The organism is Campylobacter gracilis (assembly GCF_001190745.1).
GTDB classification, from domain to species: Bacteria; Campylobacterota; Campylobacteria; order Campylobacterales; family Campylobacteraceae; genus Campylobacter_B; species Campylobacter_B gracilis.
Window position 1 is genome coordinate 964,769 of record NZ_CP012196.1, and the last position, 22,456, is coordinate 987,224.

The window sequence follows — 22,456 nt, forward strand, 5'->3', positions numbered from 1 at the left end:
TCGTGTAAAATTCGGCAAATTTTTTACGAAATTGTGTTTTATATATTTTTTCTATTCCCTTAGCGCCTTTATAATTCCTAAAAATATTTTAGATATTTCTCCTGTGTGCTTAAATTTCGTAAATTTTATGAAAAGTTATTTTCCAAATATCGAAATTATCGGTAGTATTAGCCCATACACCCAACTTTCGGAATTTTACGTTAGTTATTATGTGGATATACGGGATTATTATTTTTGCGGTTTCTAGCTTATATTCATTGGTTTATTATATTTACTTTTGCAGATATGATGATGATTTTATCTTGGTTGCAAAAAAGAAGCGGGAAAACGATTGCCCGTTTTTGTTGCTTCCATTTATGTTCGGTCTTGGTATTTTTATGTTTGAGGTTTATTATACCGGATATTTTGCAAGCAGCGGTATAAGCATAAGAACAAGCCATTTTATGCCGGAATTTCAAAGTAGATTTTCAATTTTTGGATATATATTTTTCTTTCAATCCGGTTTTTCTCTTTCGGGTTCCGTAATATTAATGTCTACATTCGAATTTGTTTACAAAATATATTTCTATTTAAAAGGAGTGAAAGATGCAGAGCAGAGTCAATAAAAAGAGCGGTGTATTGAATTAAAAATTTGGAGTATTATCGTATGGAATTTCAAAGTTATAAATCTGAAATGCCGCTTTTTATGATCAAAGATTATTGGACTAAAATCAGCACAGAATGTTATTTAATATTAGCTGTATTTTTAGTTATATTTCTATTTTTCTGCAGAGGAAGTGCTTGGGCATATCAATTTTTAGGAGCTGTTACTTTTTTGGTGGGAATTTTATTTATTAATAAACATAAATTTTTAAATTTCTATTCCGATAGAATAGAATATAATTCTTTATGCAAAAATTATAACGACGTATATTCGGTACATAAAAGTGTAAAGGCTTCTAATTTCGATAAAATCGCTATTTATAAATTTTCTGGACTCGTGATTGAAGACGCTTGCAAATACAATGCCAATATAACTAGGTTTAAAAAATTTCTCTTGCTAATTTTATCGTACGCTTTGCATCCGATAAATCTTCTTTGCTTCGGTGTACTTAAAATTTTAAGAAGAATAGATAGCATAAATTTAAATGTTCTAATTTTATTAGATAGTACTCATAGTAATTATTTTGCCATTCCGCTAACTATGTTAAGTGAGTATGAACGAGTAAATTTAAAAAAGTATTTAAAAGACAAACTAAATCTAAATCTTGATAACATTGAGATCAGGGATAGATTTATAGATATAAATTTTATATAAAATTTTCTAAGACCCTTTATTTCAGTATACTTTAATAAATTCCAGCTTAAGCAGATAAAATTTATCTTTTTATTGATGAGCCTCAATGCTTATAGAAATTTAAATGGGTAGAATTCTCTCCTAATTTCAGTTAAAGGAGTGAAAATGGCAGAATTTAAAAGGCTCTGGATGGCGCTTGTAGCGGTACTCATCGTGGGCTTTAGTTTCTTGGGTTTTTACGGCGGCGAGGTGTATAGGCAGTCTCCGCCGGTGGTAAAATTTACCGATGCTAGCGGAGCTGAGCTAATCAGCACCGAGCGCATTTACCGCGGACAGGAGGCCTGGCAGAGCATCGGTGGTATGCAGGTGGGCTCTATCTGGGGTCACGGCGCGTATCAGGCGCCCGATTGGAGCGCGGATTGGCTGCATAAGGAGCTAGTTGCGTTTATGGATATCAAGGCGCAGGAGCGTTTCGGCGCTAAATTTGACGCTTTGAGCGACGAGCAAAAGGCGCAGATTAAGGCGCTTACTAAAGCTGAGTACCGCACCAACACCGTAAAAGACGGCGCCGTCAAGCTAAGCGATGATCGCTTAAAGGCTATGGCGGTCGTAAAAGACGAGTACATGGGCGTTTTTGGAAACGATCCGCGCTTTAAAAAGCTTCGCGAGGATTACGCGATGAAGGAAAATACGCTCGCAAACGAGCAACACCGCGCCGAGCTCGTGGATTTCATATTTTGGACTGCGTGGGCGGTTTCTACGGATCGTCCAAGCGGAGAGGCGACCTATACCAATAACTGGCCGCACGAGCCGCTGATAGACAATGTCCCTACCACGGAAAACGTCGTTTGGACGATTGCAAGCCTTGTTATTTTGCTTACCGGCATCGGTCTTTTAGTGTGGTTTGGAAATTTCTACGGCAAAAAGGACGAGGATTTCGAGGCTCCTGCGAAGCTAAATGCCGATCCGATCGCCGCTTTAGCGCTTACGCCGTCGCAAAAGGCGCTTGGTAAATATCTTTTCGTAGCCGTTGCATTGTTTGCATTTCAGGCCTTCATCGGCGGCTTTGTTGCGCACTATACGATCGAGGGTCAGTCCTTTTTCGGGCTTGATCTTTCGCAATATATCCCTTACTCGCTAGCGCGCACCTGGCACGTGCAGGCGTCCATTTTCTGGATCGCTACGGGCTTTTTGGCGGCGGGATTGTTTCTAGCTCCGATCATCAACGGCGGCAAGGATCCGAAATTTCAAAAGCTCGGCGTGGACGTGCTTTTCTACGCGCTTCTTTTCTTGGTCGTCGGCAGCTTTGCAGGCGAATACATGGCGATTGCGGGCAAGATGGATCCAAGCAGCAGCTTCTGGATCGGACATCAAGGATATGAGTATTTAGACCTCGGTAGAATTTGGCAGCTGATACTGTTCGTGGGCCTTGTGATCTGGATGGTGCTCGTGCTGCGCGGCTTTATCGCAGGCTTTAGAGCCGAGGGCGATAAGAATTTATTGGCGATCTTTACCGCTTCGGTTATCGCCGTGGGGCTTTTTTACGGCGCGGGGCTATTTTACGGACAGCGCTCGCCGATCCCTGTGATGGAGTATTGGCGCTGGTGGGTCGTGCACCTTTGGGTCGAGGGATTTTTCGAGGTTTTCGCGACGGCGTCTTTGGCGTTCGTATTCGCGTCCTTGGGCTTAGTAAGCAAGAAATTTGCCACCTACACCTCGATTGCTAGCGCATCGATTTTCCTAATCGGCGGAATTCCGGGCACCTTCCACCACCTCTATTTTGCGGGCACCACTACGCCGATAATGGCTGTGGGTGCAAGCTTTTCGGCGCTTGAGGTCGTGCCTTTGGTGCTTTTGGGCTCAGAGGCGTTTCATTACTATAAGCTTCAATTCGCGCAGGATTGGGCTAAGCGTCTAAAATGGCCGCTTTACTGCTTCATCGCCGTAGCGTTTTGGAATATGCTGGGCGCGGGCGTTTTCGGCTTTTTGATCAACCCGCCGCTTGCGCTATTTTACATCCAGGGTTTAAACACCACCGCAGTGCACGCTCATACGGCGCTATTTGGCGTATACGGCTTTTTGGCACTCGGCTTCGTGTGGCTCGTGGCGCTGTATATTTACAAAGACAAAAACTTTGACGATACGCTGATGAAGATCGGCTTTTGGGCGCTTAACGCGGGTCTGCTTCTAATGGTGCTGATTTCGCTTCTTCCGGTTGGAATTTTGCAGGCGTTTGCGGCGATCGACGTGGGTATGTGGTATGCAAGAAGCGCGGAATTTTTGCAAAAAGACAGCCTCTACGGGCTCCGCTGGGCGCGCATCATCGGCGATACGATCTTTTTGGTAGGAAGCGTGTGCTTCTTGCTTCAAATCGTGCGAATGATATTCTCACGCGCTAAATAGAGCTTTTGCGAGCTTTTATCGCTTGCTTGCCTCGCAGGAATTTTATGTTCTTGCGAGGCTTTTTAAATTTTACTAGGCTTCGCAAGAGCTTTTTGCCGCGGAAGATATTCGCGCAAGCTTTAAGCTTAGCCACAAATCGCGCTAAATCTTTAAAATTTTAAAATTTAATCCTCTTAAATTTACCCGAGCCAAATTTTAAATTTGCTAAAATTACCGCCGAAATTTCAATCTCAAGGAGTGGAAAATGGGTGTGCGAGAGCAAATTTTAGAAGACATTAAAACGGCGATGAAAAGCGGCGATCACTTCCGCAGAGACAGCCTGCGGATGCTTAACGCCGCGCTTAAGCAGGTGGAGGTAGACGAGCGCATCAGCCTTAGCGACGAGCGCGTCTTTAGCATACTTCAAAGCGAGATCAAGCGCCGAAACGACTCTGTGGAGCAGTATCGCGCGGGCGGTCGCGACGATCTGGTGCAAAAAGAGCAGGGCGAGATCGAGATCATCGCGTCCTATCTGCCCGCGCAGCTAAGCGATGCCGAGCTTGCCGCCGCGGTTGGCTCGCTAATCGCGCAGCTCGGCGCGAGCGGCGCAAAGGATATGGGACGCGTGATGAAAGCTGCCAAGGAAGCGCTCGGCTCAAGCGTGGACGGCAAGCGGCTGAGCGAGGCGGTCAAAGCGGCACTGAAGTAGCCTGCGTTTGGGGTAAATTTAAGTCTGGCTACGGCTAAATTGTATCGACGTAAAATTTCGCTGCTGAAATTTTTTGAGATAGAGCTTTGGCTGCGGAATTCATACGCTAATTTAAAATTTTAAAGGACTATCATGAAAAAATTTATCGCGGTTTTACTAGCCGTCCTGCTTGTGGGATGCCAGTGCAAACAAAACGTAGTGCCTGGGGCAAACGAAACGCCCGAAAAAATCACGGCATTTTTCATAAACGACGGTAAAGAATACATCGTAGGCGAGAAACTCAGCTATGTGCTGACGGACGGCTCGTCGCTTAAGAATATCTCGGAATTTTACGACGGCGGATACGCCAAGGGGCTTAAGCGCGAGTTTGTGCAGATCGAAGTAACCGATGCTAAAAACGGCGAGGCGCGCGGTAGCTTCAGTGCATTTTTGAATTCCGCAGCCGGTGCAGATGTCGCCAAAATCAAGGCTCTAGCGAACCGCATCGAAATCGATGAGAAAAAAGGCGAGATAGAAGTTATTTTTAACTTCGATGCGCGCGTCGTGCAGATCAAAAATCTTAGCGAAATAATGAAGCCAAGCGATAGGTTGCGCTCCCCGATTCCGGCAAACATCGAGGTTAGACCTGAACGCTGCGAGGGCAACGCCCTATTGGATACGTTAGGCGTAATCGTGGCTATACCGGTGATAATCGTGGGCGTAGTGCTATTTCTGCCCGTCGGGGCGATGGAGGCGCTTGCGATGCAGCATAGCCCGCGATAATAAAAGTCATGAAATTGCGTATCTTGCAGTGAAACTTACAATGTAATGAGCGATGAAGCTCGGCGAAATTTGGCATAACTTAGATCGCAAATTCGATCTATTTATGATCGCATTTTATTTGGCGGCGATGTGGTACGGATTTCTTTTTAGCTTGAATCCTAAAAGCTTAGATGATCTGAAAATCGCGAATGGAATAATCATGGATGTCGGAAGCGATGATGGGCGCGAATATATGCAGATTTTTACGGACGAGCGCAAATTTATCAAAGTCTTTTTAAATGGCGATACGGATAACTTAACCTCTTTCTATAAAAATAAAATTTTGCTCAATGCAGCAATTGCCGAAGCTAATTTTAAGCGATCAGGAGCGGACGAGTGGCAAGGTGTAAATATTAAGCCTTCTATCTCGTTAATCGCATACGAATGGCTGGAAGGCAAGCGAGTTAAAGCTTGGTATCAAAGCCGTCCGTTTCAGGGTCACGGTACGGCATATCAGGTCTTATTTTTGGATTATAAAGCAAGCATAGATCCGCAGCAGCGCGAGTATCTAATAAAATTCAGATATGACAAATACGCTACTATGGATGATAAATTTACGGCTATGGTATTTGGAGCTTTGACGCTCATTTTTCTTGCGATAGCGGCAAGCAAAATTTATCGAGCGCGCCAGCTATCATAAAATTCTATGACGTTAAATTTTAAGCAGTGCGCGGAATTTGTAGCGCGCCCGTTTCGCGCCTTTGCTCATTAAGCGGCGCTTCGGCTTTACGGCGCGGCGCGCGCCGTAAATTTTACTTTGTGTCCGTAAATTTAAAGCCCGTGATCGCTTGCGGCTGATTTAAGGGAGGAATTATGCTTATTTTTACATTGTGCTTTTGCGGCTTTGCGGTGCTTTGTAACCTGATTTGCCGCGCGATGAAAAGAGGCGATGCCTCGCTGCTCGCGCGATTGAAAGCTTCAAAGCTCGCCCGCGTCTTTGCTAGAGCTTTCGTTCCTTTCGGCGAAGCGCCTTTGATTAAAATAAGGCTTTTGCAAGTAGCGGGAATTTTCGCATTCGTCGCGCTTTTTTTATCGGTAATCTTATTTTTAAACGCCCCCGAAAATAACGACATCAGCGGCGCGCAAATTCTAAGCGGCGAGCTCGTATCCTATGAGCGTCATCGCCATTACAAAAGCGATTATTGCGATATCGAAATTCGCACGAGCGAGGGCGAGCTGGAGCGGCTGCGATCGGGCATTTGCAGGGATGAAATGCAATTTCGTCGCGGCGAGCGGATAAGCATTTGGTATAAACGCGATTTGATGCATCCGGGTGAAATCAGAATTTATCAGTTAAAATTTGAAAAGGATAAGGGCTATTTGATCGAATTTAACGAGGGCAGAAGAGATACCTATCTCAAAACGGCGGCGGGCTCGCTTTTTGTGCTCGCGCTATGCCTGGCGCTGATATACGCGCTTAATACAGACGAGGCGCGAGAGGCTTATGAGCGCAAAAAGCAAAAGGGAGAAAACACGGCGCGCAGTATGGAGACTAAGTATTTCAAAAAGCGTTAGGCTCGCGGCGCACGAAATTTTAAAATGCGACTTTGAAATTTGGCTATTTTGCGAACCGATTCATAAATCGAATTTAGGCGCGCGGAATTCATCGCAGCTTTAAGGATTGCGCGTGAGATTTAAATTCGCAGCTTCAGCGTAAATTTAAGCCGTTATTAAAATGCAGACACGGCTGATATGCCCGCGCTGACAACCGCATTTTTTGATAAATTTAAGGCGCTACTCAAATACAAACCGCAGCAGGCTTTAAATTTAATAAATTCGGCTTGATAAATTTGCCTCGCGCCAAATTTTGAAATTTTGCAGTTTTCCCCGTGCTGCTTCGCTTAAATTTTAAAATTTCGGCGATTTTGCGGCGCTTAGCAAAAAAAGGCGCGGTCACAAGAGGTTCAGCTTCCGTAAAATCGGCTTTAAATTTAAAGCCCGAAATATACAAAAACAAGCCGTTTCATAGAGTGCTTGTTTCGCGGATTTGCGTTTTTAAAATTCTAAAAATTTCCGCTCGCAGCGCGCGTTTGAAATTTCAAATTCACGCTATGTTTGCCTCGGCTTGCTGCACGAAATTTAAATCGCCAAAATAAGAGCAAATGCGCTAAAATAGCCCTTTTATCAGACCCTTAACCACGTCCGATTTCTCCTTTTTCGCGTCGTTTTTGCTGCTGTTATCGTCCTTTTTCACACCGAAAAGTTTGTCGATGCCCTTGCCGATCTGCTTGTCGAGCTTGCCCTTTAGATAGTCCGATTGGATATTGTATTTCGGCTCTTTGATCGTGCCGGTGATGTTTATTTCAAGATCGGTCTTTTCGATGTTTGCTTTAACCGGTACCGAAATCGCGCCCGTTTTGCTATCCAGCGTGCCGCCCGTGACGTTTAGCTTGCTTTTTTGCGCGCTCATATCGGCGTTGAAATTTATCAAATTTTGCTTGATCGTGCCGTTTACTTTGGCGTCGTTATAGACCTCGCCGCCTAGATCGCGACCTAAAATTTTACCGATTTTATCGATCAATCCGCCGCTAGGAAGGCGTCCGTTGTTGATGATCGCATCGAATTTGCCGCTGTGCGAGCTCGTATTATACGTAAGATTTGCGTTGCCCGTGCCGTCGTAGACATGATCGATATTTAGAAGCGTCGTAAGTTCTTTGACGATGAAATTTTGAAGTTTGAAGTTCGCTTCATCGCCCGCGATCTGTCCATTCAGCTCGCCGCCCGCGACCTTGGAATTTATGGTCGCAAACAGGCTCTTGCCGTCGTGCGAAAGCTCGCCTGTAGCGGCAATCTTGCCGTTTAGTCTGCGATTTAGAAAAAACTCGAGTCGCTGCAGACTCGGGATCAGTAGCGCGTAGTTTGCTTTAAGCGCTTTGTTTTTGAGCTCGTAGGTGCCATTTAGGCTCTGAAGCTGCGCTAGATCGGAGTTCGCGCTTACGCTAAAGGTCGCGACGGAGTTTTTGATATTTGTCTGCGCCTGCGCGTCCGCTTTCAGATCGCTCGGGAAGTTCTTGCCCGTCGCGCCGTCTAAAAATTTCTTAAAAATCACGCCGTTAGCGAGCGAAATTTGCGCCATGCCGTTAATGCTGTCTTTTAAGCTTAACTTCGCATCGCCGTTTATCGTGCCCTCTCCGATCGCGCCGCCGTAAAACAGAGCCGAAAGCATGGCCAGATTTAGATTGCTCGCCTTAAGCTTTAGATCGCTCAAATTTCCGCTCGCATTCAGGTTGCCGCCCATCGCGTTTAAATTTAAGTTTAGATTTTTAAGCTCATTTTGCGCTAGAGCCGCGCTAAGCTCGCCGTTTGCCTTGCCTTGTAGCTTCACTCCCAGGACGTTTTGCAGCGCGGCTAGATCGTTTGCGTTTAGCTTCGCGGACAGCTCGCCGTTTTTATTTTTCAGATCGTATTTGGCCTCTGTATCCGCTTTAAGCGCGTCTCTAAACGCCGAAATTTGCGAGTTTGAAAGCTCAAGCGTAGAAAAATCGGTCTTTAAATTTCCGTTTGCTTTAACGTCGCCAGAAATTTTACGCCCGATAAGGCTTTCAAGCTTCGCTAGATCGGGCAAGCTTAGATTGAAATCGGAGTTTAAAGTTTTGTTTTTTAGATCAAATTCCGACTTTTCGGCGCTGATTTTGCCTAGCGTCGAATCGATCTTGCTTGCTGCTCGCAGGATGTCATTTTGCGCCGTGATGTCTGAGTTTAGCGTGATCTGCACGCCCTTTGGGATGGAGATATTCATATCTTTAAACGCAGATTCGTTTAGGACCAAATTTGAGCTCTTGATGCTCGCGTTGCCCTCTGCGCCGCCGCTGCTAGCCTTGATGTCCGAGAGAATGTCGATATTTCCTTTGGCGTAGATCGGCAGAGAGGCTACGCTAAGGGCCTTTTCGACGTTTAGGCCCTTAGCGTCGATTTGCAGATCAAGCGGGCTAAGGTCTTTTAAATTTACCAAAAATTTTACGTTGCTATCAAAAATTCGCCCGCTGCCGTTGATGCCGAATTTGTCAAGATCGCCTAAAATTTGCCCTTTGAGGCTTAGCCCTTCGCTCGTTTTTATGCCGAGCTTGGCTAGATCGTGCGCATTTGCGTCGTAACTAAGATCGAAAGAGCGCGCAAAAAGCGAGTATTTGCCCTTTACGTTTACGTTCGCAGCGTCATTTACGTTGGCGCTGATGTCCAGATCGCCGAAATTTAGATCGAATTTCTCAAGCTTCACGTCAAGGCCGCTTTTTTCTTTGATCAAATTTTCTATGTAAGGCTTGGTGAGATTGTTGCCAAAATCGCTGAAAAATAGGCAGCCCGTGCCTACGATAAGCAGGATTAAAATTCCTGCGATTATGCCGAAAATTTTCATTTCGTCCCCTTAAAATTTAAAATTTGAGGGTATTATAGCCCTTAAAATTTAACGTTTGAAATCTCGATACTTGAGTTAAAATCACTAAAGTTTTATAAAAATTTTTCATAAACTATTGACAAGATTTTAAATTTTGCATATAATCTTAGCACTCAAACACATTGAGTGCCAATTTTAGAAAATCACAAATCAAAGAAAGGACTGAAATGAAATTTCAACCACTTGGCAAGCGCGTTCTAATCGAGCGCGAGGAGGAAACTAAAAAGACCGCTTCGGGCATCATCATCCCCGACAATGCTTCAAAAGAGAAGCCTTCGACCGGCAAAATCGTAGCCGTCGGCAGCGAATGTGAAGGCGTCAAAAATGGCGATACCGTAGCGTTTGCAAAATACGCAGGCAGCGAGATTAGCTTAGATGATAAGAAATATCTTATCTTAAATTTAGAAGATGTTTTAGGCATAATTAAATAAAAAGGATTGAAAATGGCAAAAGAGATTATTTTTTCAGACGACGCAAGAAACAAGCTTTACGCGGGCGTTAGGAAGCTAAACGACGCTGTAAAAGTTACGATGGGACCTCGCGGTCGCAATGTCTTAATCCAAAAGAGCTTCGGAGCTCCTGCGATCACAAAAGACGGCGTAACCGTCGCTAAAGAGATCGAGCTAAAAGATACGCTTGAGAACATGGGCGCTTCTTTGGTGCGCGAAGTAGCGAGTAAAACCAACGATCAGGCAGGCGACGGCACTACTACAGCAACCGTGCTAGCTCACGCAATCTTTAAAGAAGGTCTACGCAACGTAACCGCGGGCGCAAATCCTATCGAGGTTAAACGCGGTATGGATAAATTTAGCGCTGCGGTTATCGAGGAGCTAAAAAAATCCTCTAAAAAAGTAAGCGGCAAAAAAGAGATCGCACAGGTTGCTACGATCTCTGCCAATAACGACAGCGCGGTGGGCGATCTGATCGCAGACGCTATGGAAAGAGTCGGTAAAGACGGCGTTATTACTGTCGAAGAGGCGAAATCTATCAACGATGAGTTAAACGTAGTCGAGGGAATGCAGTTTGACCGCGGCTATCTAAGCCCATATTTCATTACAAATGCCGAGAAAATGCTAGTCGAGCTAAGCTCGCCGCTAGTGCTTCTATTTGACAAAAAAATTACAAATTTAAAAGACCTATTACCAGTTTTGGAGCAGGTTCAAAAAAGCGGCAAACCGCTTCTAATCATCGCCGAGGATATCGAGGGCGAGGCGCTTGCGACTTTAGTCGTAAATAAACTTCGCGGCGTGCTAAACATCTCTGCGGTCAAGGCTCCGGGATTTGGCGATCGCAGAAAGGCAATGCTTGAAGATATCGCGATTTTAACGGGCGGCACCGTCATCAGTGAGGAGCTTGGCAGAACGCTAGAAAGTGCTTCTATGGCCGATCTCGGACAAGCCGAGCGCATCGTGATCGACAAAGACAACACCACTATCGTAGGTGGCGCGGGCAAGAAAAAAGATATCGACGCGCGCGTTTTGCAGATCAAAGCTCAAATCGCTGAGACTACGAGCGATTACGACAAAGAGAAGCTTCAAGAGCGCATGGCTAAGCTTAGCGGTGGCGTTGCGGTTATCAAGGTGGGCGCTGCAACCGAAACCGAGATGAAAGAGAAAAAAGACCGCGTGGACGATGCTCTAAATGCAACCAAAGCAGCCGTAGACGAGGGTATCGTAATCGGCGGCGGCGCTGCGCTAATCAGAGCTGGACTTAGCGTAAAACTAGCACTAAGCGGCGACGAGCTTATCGGTGCGGACATCGTTAAGCGCGCGCTTTTCGCTCCGCTTCGCCAGATCGCCGAGAATGCGGGATTTGACGCGGGCGTCGTAGCTAATAAGGTCGAGCAAGGCTCAGACAAAAAATTCGGCTTCAATGCTGCAAACGGCGAGTATGTCAATATGTTTGAAGCAGGCATCATCGATCCGGTCAAGGTCGAGCGCATCGCGCTTCAAAACGCGGTCTCCGTAGCAAGCCTGCTTCTAACGACCGAAGCGACCGTAAGCGAGATCAAAGAGGAGAAACCTGCAATGCCTCCAATGCCTGATATGGGCGGAATGGGTGGCATGGGCGGAATGATGTAGCCCCGTGGGAGCGTCATTCGGCGCTCCCATGCCATTACAACGGCGCTGTGAGATTTTGCAGCGCCGCGAAATGCTTTATGCGCGGCGATGTTTTAGCTATACGCCGCTAAAATGATATGTGCCGCGTTTTAGATACGTCTAAGGTGCGGCGATTTATTATGAATTAGCGATTAAGCGGTGTGATTTTTAGTCACCGTATGATCTGATAAATTTTGTATCTTACCGCAAATTTGCGGTTTTGCCGCGTTATCCTTTAATTTAAAAGCTTTATTTGAGCTTCCTTTTTACCTTAAATTCTGACTTGCCACTCAAAATTTAAGCGCAGAATTCTAAAGCTTTAAAATTTTTCAGCTCTCCTTCTTAAACGCTTACAAGATAAAATTTTTCTGTGATGCCATATTTTTAGTGTGATAAAATTCTATTGCCAAACAGAATCCTAGCTGCGGAATTTTTATAGCTTAGCCTTTATCAATGTTTTTATTTGGCGATACGGCTTGAAATTAGAGCTGAAATTTCATAGCCTCACTCATTAAATTTAACGCGGCTTAATCTAAGCTTTGCTAAATTTCGCCTAAAATCCATTGAAAGGAAAACGATGAAAAATTTAGCTCGTATCTTTTTAATCGCGTTCATTTTGGCGAGCTTCTCTAGCGCTTTTGCCGCGCAGCAAAACCATAAATATAAAATTTCATCTCAAAATTTGCGAGCCAAAGATCATCTGAGTAAAAATACCTCGGCAAAATCTCTTGCCGAGCCGCATGCTAAAAAATCTGCAAATGCTAAAAGTCTTTCAAATTCCAAGTTCACAAAAAATACGCGTGCATCTAGGAATTCCGCTAAAAATTCCACGCAAAAAAGCGCGAAAAATTTTACTAAAAATCCCGGGCAAAATTCCGCATCGCATCCTGTTGTGAGAAATAAAGCACCTAGGCGCCCGGCTAGTCAATCAGGCAGTCAGAATGGAGCTAGCAAGAGTCTAGTCGCGACATTGATGCGTTTGCCAAAGACCCGTATTTATGAGGATGAAGCGCCAAGCGCCCGTGATACGGAGCAAACTTACAGAGGCGCAGATATGCGGAGAAATGCAAGCGCGCAAACTCACGGAGGCGCAGATGAGCAGACTGGCAAAATCGTAGACGCACGAACTCGCAAATTAACGACGACTCGAATTGCACAGCCGCAAGCTCGCCATGGCTATAGTGCAACTCGTTCTGTCGCTATGGGGCATACAGCTGCATCTCATTCGAGCGCCACGAAGTATACGGCTCGTCAAAATGCTCGCGCGCCCTATCTTCCCACATCTGCTCGCTCTAGCCGTGTGATAGGGCACCCTGGCGGTAGCGCGCTTAGTAAAATACCGTCGCCGGAGCGAAGTAATGCGCTAGGACAAGGTGCTGCGATGCGTTATGATGAGCGTTGGGCGAAGCCCGCTCCACAGCCGTACGAGCCTGCGCCTGAGACCGAGAAAAAGCGAGGGCTGATATTTTCGTCGCAGTGGGGTCCTGCCGCACCGAAAAGTAAGTGGCAGCAGCACGAAGCTCCGATGGATGACGCTTCGTCGCGCAATGAGTCGGTGATGGATATGCTGCAGGACAAGATGAGCAGGGTCAAGGTAAATATGGAACTGGTGCGCTAATCTAAGCGGCGCGCCGGCGCAATTTATATGCGTAGGCAGTTTAATTTCGCTGCCTCTGTAAGATCGCGATACTGGCGCTCATTGCAAAAACACGAACGCTGATGTTTTTTCGGCTTTGCCGCCGTGCGAAACAATGCCCTAATGCTGCAATTAAAGATAAAATTTTAATATTTCATCCACGCGCTTTGAAATTTCACGGCTGCATGCCGCGCTGCTAGGATAAACCAGACTGCACTCGTTTTGCGCGAGCAGGCACTGCGACGATACTGCGGTTACAATTTCGCCGAAATTTCAAAAGCTTAATTTCGTAATTTTGCATTGTAGGACTTCGCCCGCCTGCTAAATTCGCAGAATTTTGCTTAGCTGCGTGGTTTATTAAATTTCGCTTGCCATCAAATTTTGTAGAGTTGCATTCGCCGCCGGAATTTTTAGAATTTTATTAGATGGCGGAATTTTATAGAACTCTATTTGCTCAAATTCCGCGGCGAAATGAAATTTTTTGCAAGCGCGAAAGCAAAACTTAGTGAGTGAAATTCTGTAGACGAAATTTTAGCAGCGGTCAAATGGTGCTTTGTTAATCGTTAGGTTCCATTGTTTGCGCGGACTATAATAAATTCCGCGTAAATCACGGCTTTGCTATGCTTTTTATTTTCCCTCATCGCAGCTTTTATTATAATCCTGCAGGCGAAATTCTACGGCGGCTAGCGAGCGCGAATTATTAAATTTTAACCCCGTTTTGAATAAAATAGCGCAAAAAATTTTAAAGGCTTAAATTTGAAAAATCGCTATCCGACCCGCCAAATCTCCGTGGGCTCCGTCAAAATCGGCGGCGGCGCGCCCATCTCCGTGCAGTCGATGAGCTTTTCTAAAACGAAGGACGTGGAGGGCACGCTAGAGCAGATTAACCGCCTGTATTTCGCGGGCTGCGACATCGTGCGCTGCGCCGTGCTTGATAAGCAGGACGCGGACGCACTCGCGCGTATCAAAAAAAGCTCGCCGCTTCCCATCGTAGCGGACATCCATTTTAATTTTCGCTTGGCGCTACAGGTTGCGGAATTCGTCGATGCTATCCGCATCAATCCGGGCAATATCGGCGGCAAGGAGCGTATCAAAGAGGTCGTGCGCGCGTGCAAAGCTCGCAGTCTGCCTATCCGCATCGGCGTAAATTTGGGCTCACTCGAGGAGCAATTTGAGCAAAAATACGGCCGCAGCGTGGAGGCGATGGTGCAAAGCGCGCTGTATAACGCCGCGCTGCTGCAGGATGAGGACTTTAGCGACATCGCGATCTCGCTTAAGACCTCCGACGCGCCGAGTACTGTGGCTGCGTATCGCGCGCTGCGCCCGCTATGCGAGTATCCTTTTCATCTGGGCGTGACCGAGGCGGGGACAAAATTTCACGCTAGCATCAAGAGCGCGATCGCGCTGGGTACGCTTCTGATGGAGGGGATCGGCGATACGATGCGCGTGAGCATCACGGGCGAGCTTGAGGAGGAGATCCGCGTCGCGCGCGCGATCCTGCAGGATGCGGGCGTGCAAAAAAGCGGCGTCAATATCATCTCGTGCCCTACCTGCGGGCGTTTGCAAAGCGATCTGCTAAGCGCGATCAAAATCGTCGAAGAAAAAACCGCGCATATCAAAACGCCGCTAAATATCAGCGTCATGGGCTGCGTCGTAAATGCGATCGGCGAGGCGAAGGGCGCGGACGTGGCGATCGCGTTCGGCAACGGGCGCGGCATCGTGATGCGCCACGGCGAAGTGGTCGCCAAACTCGATGAGAGTAAGCTCGTGGAGCGGTTTTTGCAGGAGGTCGAGGACGAGGTGCGGGCTCGCGAAGGGGCGTGAGAGCTGCGGCGCCTAGCGGCTTAAATCTCGCTATTATTCGTGGCTTGGATGGCTCGGCTCTGAATTTTGGCGCGCTTGGGCTAGTTGTAGTTTGCTCGGCGTTTTAAGGCGCGCTTGGGCTCATCGCGGTTTGCTAGGCTCATAGGTACAGCGCGTCTTGGCGTGAAATTTTAAAATTTCGTCTTTAAAGCGGTGCTTTTAAATTTGAGCCTTTGGAATAAGGCTTGAAATTTTGAGCTTGAAATTTTAGTACTGAAATTTCGTGTGAAATTTTTGAGTTTAAAATTTTGGCTTTGAAATTTGGGCTAAAATTTCGGCTCCAAAATTTTACCTTGAAATTTCATTTTAAAATTTCAAACTCGCGATTTGAAGTGAAATTTCATAGCACAGAATTTACCGTGCGAAATTTTAAACGGTAGAATTCCGTGCCGCAAAGCGGAATCTTGACGGATGAACTTTCGATACGCCGCGAAATTTCATCCGGCTGGATTTCGTCCTGCACCTAAATTTAAGGCGAGCGAAATTTTAAGAGTCAAAATTTCAAAGGGCGAAATTTAAAATTGACGGAATTTTAAAGGCGAAAATTCCGAGGATGAAATTTTAGATAGCAAAATTTAAAGCGGCCCAAATTATAAAATTCCGCCCGATAGAATTTTGCTAAGAGGAGAGATTTAAATTCTATAAAATTTAAAATTATCGCGCCGCAGAGATTTGCAGAGGCGAGCTTGAAATTTTATAGAATTTAAATGCGAAACGAGGGGAAGCGATGGCAACGAAGCAAAATATGCCTGCAAATTTATACGATCTGGATATGGAGCGCGCGATTTTAAGCTCGCTTTTACAAAACGAGGATGCATACGGCGAGCTGAGCGAGATAATCTCGGTCGGCGATTTTTTCTACAAGCCGCACGCCGACATCTACGAGGCGATCGTCAAGTGCTCCTCGCACAACGAGCCGATCGCGCCGAGCTTCGTTAAAAAATGGCTTGCCGAGCGCTACGACGATGGCGCATTTACCGAGGTCGTAGCCACTAGCGGCGTGGTCGACGCCCCAAAATACGCGCTCGAACTGCGCGAAAAATCGATCAAGCGCTCGCTAATCAAGGTCGCGCACGAGATCCCTTCGATGGTAAACGAAGCCGTGCGCAGCAAAGACACTGCCGATAAAATCAGCTCTAAAATTTACGAGCTCATCGATGAGGAGCGCCACGGCGGTATCAAAAAATCGCACGAGATTATCGCCGACGTAGTAGAGGAGCTGAAACGCCAAAAGGCGCTCGCAGGCTCGGAGCTCGTGGGGCTTGATACGGGCTTTCGCTTCCTAAACGACTGCACGAAGGGGCTGAAACCCGGCGAGCTCATCATCATCGCCGCCCGCCCCGGCATGGGCAAAACCGCCTTTGCGCTAAATTTGATGATGAAAACTCTGCAAAGCGGCAAAGGCGTCGTATTTTTCTCGCTCGAGATGCCCTCCGTGCAGCTGATGTATCGCATATTAAGCGCGCTTAGCTCGATCCCGCTAAGTGACATAATGAGCGCCAAGCTCAGCGACGACGACTGGACGCGGTTCAACGACGCTTGCGATGCGGTGCTGAATATGCCGCTTTTCGTCTATGACAGCGGCTACGTAAACATCCACCAAGTCCGCACCCAGCTGCGTAAGCTCAAAGCCGCGGATACCAATATTGAGCTTTGCGTGATCGATTACATCGGACTTATGACGAGCACGAGCAACTACTCTGAGCGCCACCTGCAAATCGCCGAAATTTCGCGCGGGCTCAAGCTCTTGGCGCGCGAGCTAAACATCCCGATCATCGCGCTGTCGCAGCTAAACCGCTCGCTCGAGGCGCGCTCGAACAAACGCCCGATGCTAAGCGATCTGCGCGAAAGCGGTGCGATCGAGCAGGACGCCGACATCATACTTTTCGTCTATCGCGACGAGGTTTATAAGGAGCAGATGGAGCGCGAGCGCATTTCGCGCCTGGAGGCCGAGGGCAAGGACGCGGGCGAGCCAGTGTTTAGGCGAAACGACTATCAGGAAAAAGCCGAAATCATCGTCGGCAAAAACCGCTCGGGCGAGGCGGGCAGGACGATCGAGGTGGGCTTTCAGGGCAGATTTACCCGCTTTGTCGATACGAGCTTCGGCGGCGAGCCCAGCGAGAGCGCGATCTTTAACGAAAACGACAATCTCGACTACGTCTCGCAGCTGCAAGATCAGGGCTTTGAGGAGCCTGCTACGCCGCGCCTCGATGCGGCGCAGAATTTGCAGCAAAATTTAACGCAGAATTTTAATGAAGCGCAAAATAGCGGCGTAAGCTTAAATACAAGCTCCGCTGGCGCCCGAAACCCCGGAGTAAATATCGATTTTGATGAGATGCCTAGCTTCGGCGAAAGCGGTGAGCAGGACGGCGAGGAGATAGACGGCGAGTCTAAGCTTAGCGCAGAGCAGGGCTTAGCAGAGGTGCGTCGCGCGGCACAGGACGCACCGCAAAAGCAAGAATTTAATGGGCAAAATTTAGATGATGCAATAGCGGGCGGCGTCTCGCCTCAAACAGAGCGTATGCGTGGAAATTCGGCCGAGCGGAACGTAAAGAGCGCGGAAGGCGCAAAAGACGCGCGGCAAGATACAAAAGGCGCATCGCAAGGCGTGAGTAACATACTACGCGAGGGCGGCGCACATGTTGAAGATAATGATAGTAATGAAAACGATAAGCCGCCTTTTGAAGCGCAAGAGGATGAGGCGAAATTTAAACCCGCGCGGCCTTTAAATATCGAAGAGATGGGCATTCCAAAGATCAATGAGGCAAACAGGCTCGATGACGACGACGCGCCGTTGGATCTGTGAAATAGCGCTTAGGCTAGCGCTGATCGTTAGCGCTTTTTGCTTCACGCTTTACGCGCAGGATTTGGACGATGCGGGCTTTTGCGCGCTGGCGGCGTTTTGGGTTTACGCGCTATTTCGGGTACTATTTAGCTTTTTTTACGAGGCGAAGCAGCGCGCCAATGCGGCGCTATTTCGCAGCGGCGGGACTTTGATTAAAATTTTTAGAGGCAGGCTGATAAGCGGAGTTTTAGCCTTCGCGAGCGCGATCCTCTTAAGTGCTACTTTGGCGCTAGGTCTAGCGGATCTGCGCGGCGCGGAGCTTTTCGTGACGCTAGCTGCACTGCCAGCAGGGCTTACTCTGATGCGTCTGGCGGTGCTTAAGCTCAGCCTAAAAGAGATTAAAAATCCTAGAATTTTATCGCTCAAACTTAGTATTTTGCTGCTTGCAATGCTCGCCGTAGCAGTAAATTTCGCCATAAATTTGGCCTATTTGCGGCTTGCGGACGCTGCGGATCCAGCCGCGCACTCTTTAAATTCTGCGATAAATTTTACTCCGCCTACCAGCACCGCTTCATCCGCCGAAGACTTCGCGAGGAATGACGCTTCCGCACCCATCGGAAATTTTGCAACAGATAATGCCGCCAAATCCGCTAAAAATTCCGCGGCAAATAACGCCGCCATAGTTATCGGAAATTTCGAGACGGATAATGCCGTTAAGTACGTGCAGGATGCCGTCAAAAATCCTACCGCTTCGCCCGCAAATTTTAAAGCGGGCTCCGTCAGGATAGCGCACACCTCGGCTGCAAATTCTAAGGCAAATGCCGCTGCTGCGCCGCAGACCTTTGCTAAAAATTCTACGGCTAGCCCAGCCGCAGCGCAAAATTTAGCCCAAAATCCCGCCGCACCTAGTATGGCTGCCGACAGTTCCGCTGAAAAATCCGCGACCAGCCCTGCATCGGTAGCCGAAATTTTTGAAATTTTAAAATCTACCGCGCCGCAAGCGCACTTCAAATCCGCTCTGCTAAATGAAATTTACGCTTTGAAATTTTACAAAAACTCGCTGTTTGAGCTAGCGCTGTCGCAGAGCCCTAGCGCGCTAAAAATCGTCCTTTTGTTTCTGATCTGCGCGGGAGATTTCCTCTTTTACTGCGCGATCTTGCATCTTTGCGCCTTCGTGCTTTTTATGCCGCGAGCCGCAGCTGCGCCCAAAATAGGGCGTTTCAGCGGCACTATCTTTGCGCTTTCCTACGTCACGCTGTGTTTGATCTGCGCCGCGCAGACGCGCACGGCAAGGGGTGAGGCGGAGCGCCCCAAAAGCGCGGTCGAGACGGGCGTGCAGATCGTGCTGCAAAGCGGCGAGCGGCTGATCTTAAGCGCTCGCGAGGCGGATGCGCTAAGAGGCGAGCTAAACGCCACGCGCTTTGCCGCGGAAGCAAACGCCGCGTCCGCGCTAAATAGCTACATCGATGCCGTTTACGACGAGGGCGCGAGGCTTAGCGCGCAGAGAATGGCGGATTTTAATTACTCGTTTCTGAGCGATTATCTGGTGTTGTGGCACGGCGTGTGGGACGATGATGCGGGGGCGTATCTGAATGAGAAATTTGCGAGCTTCGTGAGCGAAAGCTTCCCGAAAGATTTTGGCGAAAACATCGCTAAAATCGCTGCGGCAAACGTCAAAAATTATGAGAGCTCGCTAAATTTTACGCTTAAAAAATACGGCGCGAAAGTTGATCTCAACGTAACGCAGAGCTTCAGTCTAAAAAGCAAGGCGTATCGCGCGAGCGGGACGGGGCTGGGGGCGCTGGGCGGCGTGCTAGGCGCAAAGCTGATAAGCAAGAGCCTCGCTAAAACTGCGGCCAAGACGGGCGCGAAAACCCTTACCAAGGCGGGCGCCAGCGCGACTAGCGGTAGTGCGGGGCTCGTGTGCGGCCCGGGCGCAGTGGTGTGCGTGCCTGCGTTTGCTGTGGCTACGTGGTTTGGGCTGGATTTTGCGTTTGCCAAGGGCGACGAGGCGCTCAATCGAGAGGAGTTTGAAGCTGCGATCGTGCGCGATATGATGGCGGCGAAAGAGGAGCTAAAGCGCGCACTGGCGCAGGATTTCAATGCGACGATAGATGAAATTTCGAGTGAAATTTTAAATTTAGACGGGAAGTAGGGCGGCGAATTATGCCCGCGCAACTTAGACCCGTTGCGAGTGAAATTTTACGCGGATTATGGAGCTTTCGTGCGTAGCGGGCGGCGAAATTTTAAAATTTTATCTAAGCGCAAGCGGGTGGGATTACGGCGCGCTTATCGCGCTACCGCGCCTCTTAAATTTTTAAGAGTTAGCTAAAAATTTTTAAATATAATCGCCGCTTAAAACAAGGAGTGCTAATGAAAAAATTCTATCTTAAAATTTGGCTACTTGCATTTATAATGGCATTTGCAGCGACCCTCGCTGCGGCAAAATCGCATTTGACAAGCTTGATAAAGTTAGAGGATTTTAATAACGAAGAGCAAAGGATGCTTTTTAAATCCTGCGATTATGGCGATGGAAAATATGGATCGTGCAATAAACTCGTTGAAATTTTATCTAAAGAGTGCGAGGATGGTAATATGCGCTCATGTACTATACAGAGTGATTTTTTACAATCTTTGTTTAGAGAAGAGGAAGCTATGAAATATCTGATTAAGCTGTGCGATGCTAACCTTATCGAATATTGTATGGGGCTAGGTTGGGAAGATATAGAATTTAACGGCAATATACAAAGGGCAATTAGGAGTTTTGAAAAAGTATGCGATAGCAAGCTGAAGAATAGTGAGCTTTTTTGTAAAATGAATGAGGAATTAAAGAGCTGTTTAAAAGATAAAGAATGCAATCCGATAATAAAAGGCAAAGCTCTTTTAAAAAGAACTGTAGAGGAGCTGAAATGAGAAGTATTAGCGTTATATTCTTATTGATTATGATATTGTCGTGTCCATTATCTGCCAAATCTACGGCAGAGGAACAAAATCTTTATAACGAATGCAATAAAGGAAACGGCAAATATAGCTCGTGTACTAAACTAATAGAAATTTTATCTAAAAAATGCGATAGCGGCGATATGGAAAAATGCGATGATTTGGGCTATGTTATGGGTTTAGAGCTCGGTATGCGAGAAGCGGCTTTTGTGCCCTTGGAGAAATCTTGTAAGGCGGGTATCGCAGCCTCTTGTTTTAACCTAGGAATTCATGATATAGGTTTAAGAGGTAATGTCAAAAGAGCGGCACATAACTACGCTATAGCTTGCGAAAAATATTCAGAGCATCTAGAAAAAGAAAGAATATTTAAACTAAAATCTTGCGCGCTGAAGGTGGCTTTAGAAAACTGCTTACGAGATGAGGAGGAACACGATCCCGTAAAGTGTGCGAAAAAAGTCTTTTGGGAAATAAGTGATAAATACGACGCAAATTCAACCAAGGAGTAAAAGATGGCAAATCCAAAGAAGGGTAAAGAGCAATAATGAAAGAATTCTATCCCGTAATTTTGGCGCCTTTAATAACACAAACTGCGGCAGAGCGTAATCAAAGCGCAGCTGCTAGCAAAGAGATAAAATTTACGTCGCCTGCCGATCTAAATTTAAATTTATATCATTCGTAAGGATTAAAATGAAAGCACTATTTTTTATACTCGTATCGGCTCTGTTTTTGAAAGCCGCGAGCGTAAGCGAAATTTATTCTCTAGGGGCGCCTGCGTGCGATACTTACGATTTAAATTTAAAGAAATGCAGTAACGGCGACGGCGAAGCATGCTATTTGGTGGCTTTAATTCTAAATAATAAATCTTGCGCACGAAAAAACGACGATTTGGCATTGGAATTTTTTGAAAAATCATGCAGTTTTGGATGTGCCAAAGACTGCATTTTTATGGGGCAAGCGTATTCGCTTACTTCTTTGGACGAAAAACACGCGAAAATCAAGACATATTACGAAAGAGCTTGCGAGCTAGACGCGAAATTTTGCGACGATTACGGGCTTTTATATTTTTACGGCGAGGGCGTAAAAAAGGATGAGCTTGCGGCAAAAGAGTATTTTAAAAAATCCTGCGATGCGGGAAATCCCGCAGGATGCGGGCACTTTGCCACATCGTTAAACAGAGAGAATGAGAATATAAATAAGGTTATGAAATTTTATGAAATCGGCTGCAACGGAGAGCATTACCCTTCGTGCTACGCTTACGGACTGCTGTTGTGGGCTAAAGTAGATAAAAATAAAGGCAAAAATTTTTGCAAGAAGGCTTGCGACAAGGGTAATATAAAGGAGGCGTGCAAATGGGTGCTTGATATGAGCGAGGAAGAGGAAGAGCAAATTTTATATTTGAAGCGGTATTTAAAGCTGGGCTGCAAAGACGGCAATGCGCAAATGTGCAAGGATTTAGGAAAAATAGGGAATTAGAGCAGAATTTTAAATACTAAATTGCCCCACTTGCAAGCTCATAAAAATTCGGATTTTAAAATTTAATCTTAATTGGGCTATAATCTTAGAATTAGTATT

The 22,456-nt window shown here is 46.7% G+C and carries 16 protein-coding genes and 1 pseudogene; 16 read left to right on the plus strand and 1 reads right to left on the minus strand.

Annotated elements, in window-relative coordinates; genetic code table 11:
- The first annotated feature begins 646 nt into the window (after positions 1-646).
- From CGRAC_RS04965 to CGRAC_RS04990, 6 genes are all read left to right on the plus strand, one after another.
- Positions 647-1,297 carry a hypothetical protein gene (locus CGRAC_RS04965; protein ID WP_005871727.1) on the plus strand — a complete coding sequence of 217 codons (651 nt, stop codon included), beginning with the start codon at positions 647-649 and terminating at the stop codon, positions 1,295-1,297.
- Between the two features lie 144 nt (positions 1,298-1,441).
- Positions 1,442-3,679, plus strand: coding sequence for a nitric-oxide reductase large subunit (locus tag CGRAC_RS04970; RefSeq protein WP_005871725.1), 2,238 nt, complete (start codon positions 1,442-1,444; stop codon positions 3,677-3,679).
- 244 nt (positions 3,680-3,923) lie between these two features.
- Positions 3,924-4,367 (plus strand): GatB/YqeY domain-containing protein, encoded by a 444-nt coding sequence (locus CGRAC_RS04975; RefSeq protein WP_005871723.1) that lies wholly within the window; start codon positions 3,924-3,926, stop codon positions 4,365-4,367.
- Positions 4,368-4,499: 132 nt separating this feature from the next.
- Positions 4,500-5,129: a hypothetical protein gene (locus CGRAC_RS04980; protein WP_005871722.1), complete on the plus strand. Its 630-nt coding sequence runs from the start codon at positions 4,500-4,502 to the stop codon at positions 5,127-5,129.
- Between the two features lie 52 nt (positions 5,130-5,181).
- Positions 5,182-5,808: a hypothetical protein gene (locus CGRAC_RS04985; protein WP_005871721.1), complete on the plus strand. Its 627-nt coding sequence runs from the start codon at positions 5,182-5,184 to the stop codon at positions 5,806-5,808.
- A gap of 173 nt (positions 5,809-5,981) precedes the next feature.
- Positions 5,982-6,683 (plus strand): hypothetical protein, encoded by a 702-nt coding sequence (locus CGRAC_RS04990; RefSeq protein WP_005871717.1) that lies wholly within the window; start codon positions 5,982-5,984, stop codon positions 6,681-6,683.
- Between the two features lie 592 nt (positions 6,684-7,275).
- Here CGRAC_RS04990 and CGRAC_RS05000 read toward each other — a convergent pair.
- Positions 7,276-9,522: a translocation/assembly module TamB domain-containing protein gene (locus CGRAC_RS05000; RefSeq protein WP_005871711.1), complete on the minus strand. Its 2,247-nt coding sequence runs from the start codon at positions 9,520-9,522 to the stop codon at positions 7,276-7,278.
- Between the two features lie 206 nt (positions 9,523-9,728).
- Between CGRAC_RS05000 and groES the strand changes: the two genes are divergently transcribed.
- From groES to CGRAC_RS05045, 10 genes and pseudogenes are all read left to right on the plus strand, one after another.
- Complete coding sequence (gene groES / locus CGRAC_RS05005; protein WP_005871710.1) at positions 9,729-9,992, plus strand: co-chaperone GroES; 264 nt, start codon at positions 9,729-9,731, stop codon at positions 9,990-9,992.
- A gap of 12 nt (positions 9,993-10,004) precedes the next feature.
- Positions 10,005-11,642, plus strand: coding sequence for a chaperonin GroEL (gene groL / locus CGRAC_RS05010; RefSeq protein WP_005871709.1), 1,638 nt, complete (start codon positions 10,005-10,007; stop codon positions 11,640-11,642).
- A 595-nt stretch (positions 11,643-12,237) separates the two neighbouring features.
- Positions 12,238-13,278 (plus strand): hypothetical protein, encoded by a 1,041-nt coding sequence (locus CGRAC_RS05015; protein ID WP_005871708.1) that lies wholly within the window; start codon positions 12,238-12,240, stop codon positions 13,276-13,278.
- Positions 13,279-14,052: 774 nt separating this feature from the next.
- Entirely contained in the window at positions 14,053-15,120 is a 1,068-nt protein-coding gene (gene ispG, locus CGRAC_RS05020) for a flavodoxin-dependent (E)-4-hydroxy-3-methylbut-2-enyl-diphosphate synthase (protein ID WP_005871706.1), read from the plus strand.
- Positions 15,121-15,904: 784 nt separating this feature from the next.
- A pseudogene (locus CGRAC_RS05025) lies at positions 15,905-17,281 on the plus strand (replicative DNA helicase); the annotation flags it as partial.
- A 655-nt stretch (positions 17,282-17,936) separates the two neighbouring features.
- Positions 17,937-20,099 (plus strand): hypothetical protein, encoded by a 2,163-nt coding sequence (locus CGRAC_RS05030; protein WP_005871699.1) that lies wholly within the window; start codon positions 17,937-17,939, stop codon positions 20,097-20,099.
- Positions 20,100-20,317: 218 nt separating this feature from the next.
- Positions 20,318-20,857: a hypothetical protein gene (locus CGRAC_RS05035; protein WP_005871697.1), complete on the plus strand. Its 540-nt coding sequence runs from the start codon at positions 20,318-20,320 to the stop codon at positions 20,855-20,857.
- The gene (locus CGRAC_RS05040) at positions 20,854-21,390 is read left to right on the plus strand and encodes an SEL1-like repeat protein (protein WP_005871696.1); all 537 of its coding nucleotides are present in this window, start codon (positions 20,854-20,856) and stop codon (positions 21,388-21,390) included. Before CGRAC_RS05035 ends, CGRAC_RS05040 begins: the two co-directional genes overlap by 4 nt.
- Positions 21,391-21,425: 35 nt before the next feature.
- On the plus strand, positions 21,426-21,563 hold the full coding sequence (locus tag CGRAC_RS11850) for a hypothetical protein (RefSeq protein ID WP_005871695.1): 138 nt from the start codon (positions 21,426-21,428) through the stop codon (positions 21,561-21,563).
- 8 nt (positions 21,564-21,571) lie between these two features.
- On the plus strand, positions 21,572-22,357 hold the full coding sequence (locus CGRAC_RS05045; protein ID WP_005871694.1) for a tetratricopeptide repeat protein: 786 nt from the start codon (positions 21,572-21,574) through the stop codon (positions 22,355-22,357).
- Positions 22,358-22,456: the final 99 nt, after the last annotated feature.